The sequence below is a fragment of the Streptomyces sp. NPDC051173 genome, assembly GCF_040689515.1.
In the GTDB taxonomy this organism is placed as follows: domain Bacteria; phylum Actinomycetota; class Actinomycetes; order Streptomycetales; family Streptomycetaceae; genus Streptomyces.
The window spans coordinates 1-11742 of the sequence record NZ_JBFBBD010000126.1 but is presented as its reverse complement, the minus strand read 5'-3'; the positions used below and the strand labels follow the sequence as shown (position 1 = coordinate 11742).

Below are 11742 nucleotides of genomic sequence, written 5' to 3'. Positions count from 1 at the left end.
GCCGTCGTCGGACACTCCCAAGGCGAAATGGCCGCCGCCTGCGTAGCCGGCGCACTCACCCTCCACGACGCAGCACGCATCGTCGCCATACGCAGCGACGCCCTCCGCCAGCTGGCAGGACACGGTGACATGGCGTCCCTCGGGACCGGTGCCGAGCAGGCCGCCGAGCTGATCGGGGACCGGCCGGGGGTGTGCGTCGCGGCGGTCAACGGGCCGTCCTCGACGGTGATCTCCGGGCCGCCCGAGCACGTCGCCGCCGTGGTCGCCGATGCCGAGGCGCGGGGACTCCGGGCCCGCGTGATCGACGTCGGCTACGCCTCGCACGGCCCGCAGATCGACCAGCTGACCGACCAGCTCATGGACCGCTTGAGCGGTATCCTGCCGGTGGACACCGAGGTGGCGTTCTACTCCACCGTCACCGCCGAGCGCGCCGACACCACGGGGCTGGACACGGCCTACTGGGTGACGAACCTCCGGCAGCCGGTGCGCTTCGCCGACACCGTCGAGGCCCTCCTGGCGGACGGCTACCGCCTCTTCATCGAGGCCAGCCCCCACCCCGTACTCAACCTGGGCATCCAGGAAACCGTCGACCACATCGGCGTCACAGCTGCCGTCGTCCCCACCCTGCGCCGTGACCACGGCGGCCTCACCCAGCTCACCCACGCCGCCGCCCAGGCCTTCACAGCCGGCGCGGACATCGACTGGCGACGCTGGTTCCCCACCGAACCCACCCCCCGCACCATCGACCTGCCGACATACGCCTTCCAGCGCCGGCACTACTGGGTCGAGCCGCCCGCGGCGGCCCCTGCGGTGAGTGGTGGCCACGACCCTGTCGAGGCCCAGGTGTGGCAGGCGATCGAGGACCTGGACATCGAGGCGCTCACCGGCAGTCTGGAGCTCGACGGGCAGCCGGGAACCGCCGCGGCGCTGGAGCCCGCCCTGCCGGTCCTCTCGGCCTGGCGCCGACGGCACCGGGAACGGACCACGGTCGACTCCTGGCGCTACCGCGCCGTCTGGAAGCATCTTGCCGATACCTCGGCGGCACCGGAACTGAGCGGGACCTGGCTCCTACTCGTGCCCGCCGCGCACGCGGAGCACCCCGCCGTCCTCGCGACCGCGCAAGCCTTGACCGCGCACGGCGCCGGGACGCGGCGCCATCTGGTCGACGTACCCGCCGTGGAGCGCGCAGGTCTCGCCCAGGAGCTGCTGTCCCTGATGGGTGAGGACACGTACGCCGGGATCGTCAATCTGCTGGCCCTCGACGAGGAGCCGCACCCCGGGCACTCCGCCGTGCCGGCCGGGCTCGCGGCGACCACCGCTCTCATCCAGGCCCTCGGCGACAACGGCGCGGCGACGCCCGTGCACACCGTCACGCAGGGCGCCGTCTCCATCAGCGCCACCGACGCCCTGACCCGCCCCCTCCAGGCGGAGGTCTGGGGTCTGGGGCGCGTCGCCGCGCTCGAACACCCCCGTCTGTGGGCCGGGTTGATCGACCTGCCCGGCCGGATAGACCACCACACGCTCACCCGGCTGGCCGCCGGTCTGCTCCCGCAGGACGAGGACCAGATCGCCGTCCGCCCTTCGGGCACCCACGCCCGGCGTCTCGTCCACGCCCCCAGCACCCCGGACACGAGCCCGGCGTGGCGGCCGGAGGGCACGACCCTCATCACCGGCGGCACCGGCGGCATCGGCGGTGTCCTCGCCCGCTGGCTCGCCGATCAGGGCGCTCCGCATCTCCTCCTCACCAGCCGACGCGGGCCGGAGGCCCCCGGGGCCCGGGAGCTGGCCGCCGAACTCACGGAGCGCGGCACCGCCGTCACCGTCACCGCTTGCGACGTCGGCGACCCGACCCAGCTCCGCGAGCTCCTCGACGGCATCCCCGACGAGCACCCCCTCACCGCCGTCATCCACGCCGCGGGCGTGCCGAACTACATCGCGCTGGGCGATCTCTCGAACTCCGAGCTGGACGCGGTGCTCCGGCCGAAGGCGCGGGCCGCGCTCAATCTCCATGAGATGACGCGGGACGCGGACCTGTCGGCCTTCGTGATGTTCTCCTCCGGCGCCGGGGTCTGGGGCAGCGGCCAGCAGGGCGCCTACGGCGCGGCCAACCACTTCCTCGACGCCCTCGCCGAACACCGCCGCTCCCAAGGACTCCCCGCCACCTCCATCGCCTGGGGCCCCTGGGCAGAGGCCGGCATGGCCGCCGACCAGGCCGCCCTGACCTTCTTCAGCCGCTTCGGCCTGCATCCGCTCAGCCCCGATCTGTGCGTCAAGGCGCTGCACCAGGCGGTGAGTTCGAGCGAGACCACGCTGACCGTGGCGAACTTCGACTGGGCGCAGTTCACGTCGACGTTCACCGCGCAGCGGCCCAGCCCCCTGCTCGGGGACCTGCCCGAGAACCGGCGGGCGGTCGCGCCGGTGGCGCGCGAGAGCGCCGAGGAGTCGTCGCTGCACCAGGAGCTGACCGGGGCGAAGCCCGCTCAGCAGCGGCAGTTGCTGTTGCAGCACGTACGTTCCCAGGCGGCGGCGACGCTGGGGCACTCGGATGTGGACGCCGTGCCGGCGGCGAAGCCGTTCCAGGAGCTCGGCTTCGACTCGCTGACCGCGGTGGAGCTGCGCAACAGGCTCAACAAGACCACGGGCCTCACCCTGCCGACCACGGTGGTCTTCGACCACCCCACGCCCGAGGCCCTCGCCGACGTCCTCCAGGCCGAGCTGTCGGGCGGGACGGCGGCCGGCGCGGCGCGGGCGGCCACCGTCGCCGCGGACGACGAGCCGATCGCGATCGTCGGCATGGCCTGCCGGTACCCGGGCGACGTCCGCTCCCCCGAGGAGCTGTGGGACCTGGTCATGGCCCGCAGGGACGCCATGGGCGACTTCCCCGACGACCGCGGCTGGGACCTGGAGGCGCTGTACGACCCGGATCCGGAGAGCCGCGGCACGAGCTATGTGCGCGAGGGCGGGTTCCTCTACGACGCGGGGGACTTCGACGCCGCGTTCTTCGGCATCAGCCCGCGCGAGGCGATCGCCATGGACCCGCAGCAGCGGCTCCTCCTGGAGACGGCCTGGGAGGCATTCGAGCACGCGGGCATCAACCGCGAGGCCCTCAAGGGCAGCGACGCCGGGGTGTTCACCGGCCTGACGATCTTCGACTACCTCGCATTGGTCGGTGAGCGGCCCACGGAGGTGGAGGGGTACATCGGCACCGGCAACCTCGGCTGTGTCGCCTCGGGCCGCGTGTCGTACGTCCTGGGTCTCGAGGGCCCGGCGATGACGCTCGACACCGGCTGCTCGTCCTCCCTGGTGGCGATCCACCAGGCGGCCAACGCGCTGCGCCAGGGCGAGTGCTCACTGGCGCTCGCCGGGGGCGCGACGGTGATGGCGACACCGGGCGCGTTCGTGGAGTTCTCGCTCCAGCGGGGTCTCGCCGCGGACGGGCGGTGCAAGCCGTTCGCCGCCGCGGCCGACGGCACCGGCTGGGCCGAGGGCGCGGGCCTCGTGGTCCTGGAGCGGCTGTCCGAGGCCCGGCGCAACGGCCACAAGGTCCTCGCCGTCATCCGTGGTTCGGCCATCAACCAGGACGGCACGAGCAACGGCCTGACGGCGCCCAACGGGCAGGCGCAGCAGCGGGTGATCCGGCAGGCCCTCGCCAACGCGCGCCTGTCCGCCGAGGACGTCGACGTGGTGGAGGCGCACGGCACCGGCACCACGCTGGGTGACCCCATCGAGGCCGGTGCGCTCCTCGCCACGTACGGCAAGGACCGGCCCGAGGACCGGCCGCTGTGGCTCGGCTCGATCAAGTCGAACATCGGGCACGCGCAGGCGTCGGCCGGCGTCGCCGGTGTGATCAAGATGGTGAAGGCCCTGGAGCACGAGCGGCTCCCCGCCTCGATCCACCTCGACGCGCCCACGCCGCACGTGAACTGGGAGGGCGGTGGGGTGCGGCTGCTCGCCGAGCCGGTCGCCTGGCCGCGCGGCGAACGCCCGCGCCGGGCCGGGGTGTCCGCCTTCGGCATCTCGGGCACGAACGCGCACGTGATCCTGGAGCAGGCCCCGGAGGTGCCGGAGCCGGTGGGCGCGAGCGCCTCCGAGGCGCCGGCCGGAGTGGTGCCGTGGGTGGTCTCCGCCCGTGACGAGACGGCGCTGCGGGCCCAGGCCCGGGCGCTGGCCGCGCGCGTGGCCGACGACCCCCGGCTCGCGTCGCCCGTCGACGTGGGGTGGTCGCTGGTCAGGAGCCGGTCGGTGTTCGAGCAGCGGGCCGTCGTCCTGGGCCGCGACCGGGAGGCGCTGACGGCCGGGTTGCGGGCGCTGGCGGCGGGCGAGCCCTCGTCCGACGTCGTGTCCGGGGTCGCGGGATCGTCCGGTGCCGGTCCGGTGCTGGTGTTCCCGGGGCAGGGGTCGCAGTGGGTGGGCATGGGTGCCCAACTCCTGGACGACTCACCGGTGTTCGCTGACCGGATCGCCGAGTGCGAGCGGGCGCTTTCTCCATATGTCGACTGGTCGTTGACGGGTGTGCTGCGGGGCGACGGCGAGGAGCTGTCGCGGGTGGAGGTGGTGCAGCCGGTTCTGTGGGCGGTGATGGTCTCTCTCGCCGCGGTGTGGGCGGAGTACGGCATCGTGCCCGCTGCTGTGGTGGGTCATTCGCAGGGGGAGATCGCGGCTGCTTGTGTGGCGGGGGCGCTTTCGCTTCAGGACGGTGCGAAGGTCGTGGCGCTGCGGAGCCGGGCGTTGCGGGAGCTGTCGGGGGGCGGTGCGATGGCGTCCCTCGGAGTCGGCCGGGAGCAGGCCGCCGAGCTCATCGAGGAGTACCCCGGGGTGGGTGTGGCGGCGGTCAACGGGCCGTCCTCCACCGTCATTTCCGGGCCGCCCGGAGAGGTCGCCGCGGTCGTCGCCGCAGCGGAGGCGCGCGAGCTGCGGGCCCGCGTCATCGATGTGGACTACGCCTCCCACGGCCCCCAGGTCGACCTGATCACCGATCTGCTCACCGAGAGCCTCTCCGGCATCCGCCCGACGGACACCGGCGTCGCGTTCTATTCGACGGTCACCGCCGGGAACCTCGACGACACCAGGACCCTCGACACCGACTACTGGATCACGAACCTGCGGCAGCCGGTCCTCTTCGCCGACACCGTCGAGGCCCTGCTCGCCGACGGCTACCGCGTCTTCATCGAGGCCAGCCCCCACCCCGTACTGACCCTCGGCATGGAGGAGACCATCGAGCGGGCGGACGTCTCCGCCACCGTGGTGCCCACGCTGCGCCGCGATCACGGCGACACGGCCCAGCTCGCCCGCGCCGCCGCCCAGGCGTTCACCGCCGGGGCCGATGTCGACTGGACGGGCTGGTTCCCCGCCGTTCCGCCGCCGCGGATCGTGGACCTGCCGACGTACGCCTTCCAGCGGGAGCGGTACTGGCTGGAGGGACGCCGGGGTCTCGCGGGGGATCCGTCGGGGCTCGGGCTCGCCTCGGCCGGGCACCCGCTGCTGGGTGCCGCCGTGGAACTCGCGGACGGCAGCAGCCACTTGCTGACCGGCCGGATCTCGCCGCGGGACCAGGCGTGGCTGGCCGAGCACCGGGTCATGGACACCGTGCTGCTGCCCGGTTCGGCGTTCGTGGAGCTGGCCCTCCAGGCCGCCGTGCGCACCGGCTGCGAACAGCTCGCGGACCTCACCCTGCACACGCCGCTCGCCTTCGGGGACGGGGGCGCGGTCGACCTCCAGGTGTCGGTCGGCGCGGTGGACGAGGACGGGCGGCGCCCGGTGTCCGTCCACTCCCGGCCCGCCGGTGACGGCGAGGAGGAGGACGCGTGGACCAAGCACGCCGCGGGTGTGCTCGCGCCCGCCGGCCCGGGTGCGCCGGACGCCGGGCCCGTCGGCGCCTGGCCGCCGCCGGGTGCCACGCCGGTCTCCGGGGCCGACCCCTACGGTGACCTCGCCGCGTACGGCTACGACTTCGGCCCGGCTTCACAGGGTCTCGTGGCCGCGTGGCGGCAGGGCGAGGACATCTACGCCGAGGTGGCGCTGCCGGAGACGGAGAGCGGCGCGGCCGGGCGGTACCAGGTGCATCCCGTGCTGCTCGACGCCGCGTTGCACGCGCTGATCCTGGACGCGGTCACGTCGTCCGCCGACACGGACCAGGTGCTGCTTCCGTTCTCCTGGAGCGGCCTCCGGGTGCACGCCGCGGGCGCGGACAGGCTGCGGATCCGGATCGCCCGTACGGCCGCGGACCAGCTGTCCCTGACGGCCGTGGACACCGGCGGTGCGCCGGTGCTCACGCTGGAGGCGCTCACGGTGCGGCCGGTGGCGGCCCATCAGGTCGCGGGTGCGCGGGGCGTGGACCGTGACGCGCTGTTCCGGCTCGACTGGACGCGGACGGGTGCCCGGGGCGACGGCGGTTCCCCGCGTGCCGCCGTCGTCGCGCTGCCCGGTGAGCCGCTGGCGGCGGAGCTGGCCGGTGTGCTGGACGGGGCGCCCGTGCGGGAGACGTTCGGGGCGCTGCGGGCGGAGGTCGCCGAAGGGGCGGGCGCGCCCGATGTCGTCCTCGCGGTGTATGTCACGCCGGAGGAAGGCCCTTACGACGCCGCCGAGTTCGCACGGCAGGCTTCCCTCGCGCTGCTGGCCCTGCTCAAGGAGTGGGTCGCCGATACCGCGTTCGGGACGAGCCGCCTGGTCGTCGTCACCCAGGGCGCTGTCGCCGCACGGCCGGGCGAGGAGGCCGGCGATCTGCCCGGCGCGTCGCTGTGGGGCCTGGTGCGCAGCGCGCAGGCCGAGAACCCGGGCCGCCTGACGCTGCTCGACATCGACGAACTGCCCGCTTCCCTCGAAGCGGTCCCGGCGGCGCTGGGGTCGGGCGAGCCTGAACTGGCGCTGCGCGAGGGGCAGGCGTACGCACCGCGGCTCGTGCGCGACGACGCGTCCAGGCGGCTCGCTCCGCCGGTCGGGTCCGCCACATGGCGCCTCGCCCGGGGCGACGGGGAGCGGCTCGCCCTCGTCGACGCCCCTGAGGCCGGCCGGGAGCTCGCGGCACACGAGGTGCGGGTGGCGCTGCGCGCGGCCGCGCCGGACCTGGCCGCGCTCGATGCTCCGACGTCCGTGATCGGCGGTGCGGGTGTGGTGACGGAGGCGGGTGCCGGGGTCGGCACCGTGTCGGTGGGCGACCGGGTGCTCGGGCTGTTCGACGCGGTGGGGCCGGTGGCCGTCACCGGGGCCGGGCTCGTGGCGCCGGTGCCGTCCGGCTGGAACTGGGCGCAGGCGGCCGGGTCCCTGGCGGCCTACGTGTCCGCGTACCACGCCCTCGCGGACGTGGCGGCGCTGGGCGAAGGCGACTCGCTGCTCGTCGAGGAGGGCACCGGAGCCGTCGGGTCGGCCGCGCTGTGCCTGGCCCGGCTCCGGAAGACGGACGTCGTGGGCGGCACCGCCCAGGCGGGCTCCCCCACCGTGGTCCTGACGGCCCGGGACGGCGCGCTGGTGGTCCGGCGGGGAGACGGCCCGGATCAGGTGGTCGGGCCGGTCGCGCCCGACCGGGCGCGCGAAGCGGTCGCCGCCTTGGCGGAGTTGGGGGCGCGAGGCGCCTTGGTGCCGGTGGAGGTGTCCGTGTGGGACGTCCGCCGGGCGCCCGAGGCACTGGGTTCCGGCTCTTCCGCCTCACATCCGCCGGTGTTCGCGCTGCCGGTCGCGTTCGACCCGGACGGCACCGTTCTGGTCACCGGCGGCACCGGCGCCCTGGGTTCCCTCGCGGCCCGGCACCTGGTCACGCGCCACGGGGCACGGAACCTGCTGCTGTCCAGCAGGCGCGGGGCCGAGGCGCCCGGCGCGCTGGAACTCGCCGCGGACCTGGCCGCGCTGGGCGCGCACATCACCTTCGCCGCCTGCGACCCGGGCGACCGGGAGGCGGCCGCGGCCCTGCTGGCGTCGGTGCCCCCGGAGCACCCGCTGACCGCGGTGTTCCACTGCGCGGGCACCGTGAGCGACGCGGTCGTCCAGAACCTCTCGCCCGACCAGGTCGAGGAGGTGATGCGGGTGAAGGCGGACGCCGCCTGGAACCTGCACGAGCTGACGGCGGACGCGGATCTGTCGGCGTTCGTCCTGTACTCCTCGGTGGCCGGCCTTCTCGGCGGGGCGGGGCAGGCCGGTTACACGGCCGCCAACGCCTTCCTCGACGCGCTCGCCGCGCACCGGCACGGCAGCGGCGCCGCGGCCACGTCCCTGGCCTGGGGCTACTGGCAGCTGACGGAAGGGATGTCGGGACGCCTGAGCGACGCCGACCGGGCGCGGCACGCCGCCGCCGGTGTGGTCGGGCTCGGCGCCGACGAGGGCCTCGCCCTCCTGGACGCCGCGTGGAGCAGCGGGCTGCCGCTGCTCGCGCCGGTCCGCCTGGACCTGGCCCGGATGCGCAGGCAGGCGCGGAGTCACTCCGCCGCCCCGACGCTGCTGCGGGACCTGGTGCGCGGCGGCGCGGGCAAGCCCGCCGGCGGCTCGGCGGGGGCATCCGCGCTCCTGAGGACGCTGAGCACGCTGCCCGCGGCGGAGCGGGAGCAGGCGCTGCTCGACCTGGTGTGCTCGCACGTCGCGGCGGTCCTCGGCTACGACGCGGCCACGCCCGTCAACGCCACGCAGGGGCTGCGGGAACTCGGCTTCGACTCCCTGACCGCGGTGGAGCTGCGCAACAGGCTCTCGGCGGCGACCGGTCTGAAGCTGCCCGCCACCTTCGTCTTCGACCACCCGGACCCGGCGGCGATCGCCCACCAGCTGGGGCAGGAGCTGGCCCCGCAGGAGGCGGACCCGCTCGCCGGGGTCCTGGAGGAGTTCGAGCGCCTGGAGTCCGCCCTGCTCGCCGTCTCCTCGCAGGACGGCACGGCACGGACCGAGCTGGCCGGGCGGCTGCGCGCCACGCTGGCCCGCCTCGACGTGCCGGACGGCACGGCCGGGAAGGCAGCGGTGGCCACCCGCATCCAGGACGCGTCGACCGACGAGATCTTCGCGTTCATCGACCGGGATCTCGGCCGGGACACCGGCAACGGACACAACGGCCAGGCAGTGGAGGAACAGCGATGAACGAGTTCACCCGCAAACAGCGCGCCCTGGAGCACAGCCGCCGGATCAACGCCGGGGACGTCGACGCCGTCCTGGAGCTGTACGCCCCCGGCGCCGTCCTGGAGGACCCGGTCGGCCTGCCGCCGCTCAGCGGTCACGGAGAACTGCGCGCGCACTACGCGCGCCTGCTCGGCGCCCACGTCCGCGAAGAGGCGGCCGAGCCGGTCGCCGGGCAGGACGGCACCCACGTCCTGCTCCAGGTGACCTCCGTCATGGACTATCTGCCCGACGGCCCGCTGTACGCCGAGCGCGGCTGGCTCAAGGCCCCCGACGACCCGCGGACGGCCCGGATCCGGCGCGCGGCCATGCTCGTGATGCGCCTGGAGAAGTCCGGCCTCGTCGAGCACGTGAAGGCGTACTGGGGCACATCCGATCTCACGGTCCTCGGCTGACCGGCCCCCCTTTTTTTCTGCCTTCCTGGAGGTGCAATGCCCGACGAGGCCGCGCGAAAGAAGATGGCGCTCGACTACGCCCGGCGGATCAACGCCGGCGACATCGAGGGCGTCCTCGACCTGTTCGCGGACGACATCGTCTTCGAGGACCCCGTGGGACGGCCACCGATGGTCGGCAAGGACGATCTGCGCCGGCACCTCGAACTGGCCGTCTCCTGCGGGACGCACGAGGTGCCGGACCCGCCGATGACCTCGATGGACGACCGCTTCGTCGTGACGCCGACGACCGTCACCGTGCGGAAACCACGGCCGATGACCTTCCGCATCGTCGGCATCGTCGAGCTCGACGAGAACGGGCTGGGCCGCCGGGTCCAGGCGTTCTGGGGAGTGACGGACGTGACCATGGACGAGCCCGGCGCGGCCGGCACGGCATCCGGCACCGGCCCCACCCACCCCGAAGGGAACCGCGCGTGACCACCACCCGACTCGCACACGCCGTCGTTCTGGGCGCCAGCATGGCAGGGACCCTCGCGGCCCACGTCCTGGCCCGCCACGCGGAGACCGTCACGGTCGTGGAGCGCGACGACCTGCCCGAGGAGCCCCGGCACCGCAAGGGGGTGCCGCAGGGCCGCCACGCCCATCTGTTGTGGTCCAACGGCGCGCGCCTCATCGAGGACCTGCTGCCCGGCACCACCGACCGCCTCCTCGCGGCCGGAGCCCGCCGGCTCGGCTTCCCCGAGGACCTGGTGACCCTCACCGGACAGGGCTGGCAACACCGCTTCCCCGCCACGCAGTTCGCCCTGCTCGCCAGCCGCCCCCTGCTCGACCTGACGGTCCGCCAGGAGGCCCTGAGGCGGCGGAACATCACCGTCCTCCAGCGCACCGAGGCCGTCGACCTGACGGGCGACGCCGGCCGGGTCACCGGCGTGGTCGTACGCGACATCGACAGCGGGCGGCGGACCTCGCTCGAAGCCGACCTGGTGATCGACGCCACCGGCCGCGGCTCCCGGCTCAAGCAGTGGCTGGCGGCGCTCGACGTGCCCGCGCTCGAAGAGGACGTCGTGGACGCGGGCGTCGCCTACGCGACCCGGTTCTTCCAGGCCCCGCCGGGGGCGACGCGGCACTTCCCCGCCGTGAACATCGCCGCCGACGACAACGTCCGCGAACCCGGCCGCTTCGGCGTCGTCTACCCCATCGAGGGCGGCCGCTGGATCGTGACGCTCTCCTGCACGCGCGGCGCCCGGCTCCCCTCCACCGAGGAGGAGTTCCTGCCGTTCGCGAGGGACCTGCGGCACCCGGTCATCGCCGAACTGCTGCGGGACGCCGAACCGCTCACCCCCCTCTACGGCTCCCGCTCCGCCGCCAACCGGCGCCTCTACCCGGAGCGGCTCGACCGGTGGCCCGACGGACTGCTCGTCCTCGGCGACTCCCTGACGGCCTTCAATCCGATCTACGGCCACGGCATGAGCTCGGCCGCGCGCTGCGCCGTCACCCTGGACCGGGAACTCGCACAGGGCGTCCCCGCCGGGGCGGGAGCCGGGCACCGGATACAGAAGGCGATCGGCGCGGCCGTCGACGACCCCTGGATCCTGGCGGCGTCCAAGGACATCGACTACGTCAACTGCCGTGTCGACGCGACCGACCCGCGGCTCGTCGGCGTCGACACCGAGCAGCGCCTCCGGTTCGCCGACGCCATCACCGCGGCGTCGATCCGCGTCCCGGAGGCCTCGGAGATCGTCACGGACGTCATGAGCCTGAACGCGCCCCAGTCCGAGCTGGGCTCCAACCGCTTCCTGCTCGCCATGCGCACCGGCGAACGCCGCCCGCAACTGACCACTCCGCCGTTCAGCGCGGAGGAGCTGGCCGTGGTGAACCTCGACGCGTCGGCGCTCACGCCGGCGGCGGTGCGGTCCTCGCCCGCGGCATAGGCGGCGTACGCGACGCGGCGCAGCCCGCGAACTCCCCAGACGGGCTGGATGTGGCCGAAGTGATCGCGCCGCATCCAGCCCGTCGGGCATGACGCACACGTGCGGGGACGCAGCCCACACAGGCGGGCGCGTCGGCGAAGTCCGTATTACACACACGTGCGGGGGGCGGGGCTTCTGACAACGCGTCGCGCCAAGGCCGGATCCGCCGGGCTCGCCGCCCGCACGACGTCGGCGCACCTGCTGTCGTCGGTGATCTTCGCGGTGTCGTCCGTGCTCATCGCCGGGGTCAGCCAGCCCTGCCAGGCGTTTTCGGGACATGGGGTGGGCCTTTC

At 74.3% G+C, this 11742-nt stretch carries 4 protein-coding genes; all 4 read left to right on the top strand.

Features of this window, described 5'->3' with window-relative positions; genetic code table 11:
- A partial coding sequence (locus AB0435_RS33225; RefSeq protein WP_366428649.1) for an SDR family NAD(P)-dependent oxidoreductase occupies positions 1 to 9051 on the top strand: 9051 nt, incomplete at its 5' end.
- Positions 9048 to 9482, top strand: coding sequence for a nuclear transport factor 2 family protein (locus AB0435_RS33220; protein ID WP_366004246.1), 435 nt, complete (start codon positions 9048 to 9050; stop codon positions 9480 to 9482). The genes AB0435_RS33225 and AB0435_RS33220, both read left to right, overlap by 4 nt.
- Before the next feature lie 36 nt (positions 9483 to 9518).
- Positions 9519 to 9956 (top strand): nuclear transport factor 2 family protein, encoded by a 438-nt coding sequence (locus tag AB0435_RS33215; protein WP_366004245.1) that lies wholly within the window; start codon positions 9519 to 9521, stop codon positions 9954 to 9956.
- Positions 9953 to 11410 (top strand): FAD-binding protein, encoded by a 1458-nt coding sequence (locus AB0435_RS33210; RefSeq protein WP_366004244.1) that lies wholly within the window; start codon positions 9953 to 9955, stop codon positions 11408 to 11410. The genes AB0435_RS33215 and AB0435_RS33210 overlap by 4 nt, the downstream gene beginning before the upstream one ends.
- Positions 11411 to 11742: the final 332 nt, after the last annotated feature.

Bases quoted from the DNA above. Each gene is read 5' to 3' on its own strand.
- AB0435_RS33220 (WP_366004246.1), top strand. From the start codon at position 9,048: ATGAACGAGTTCACCCGCAAACAGCGCGCCCTGGAGCACAGCCGCCGG.
- AB0435_RS33215 (WP_366004245.1), top strand. From the start codon at position 9,519: ATGCCCGACGAGGCCGCGCGAAAGAAGATGGCGCTCGACTACGCCCGG.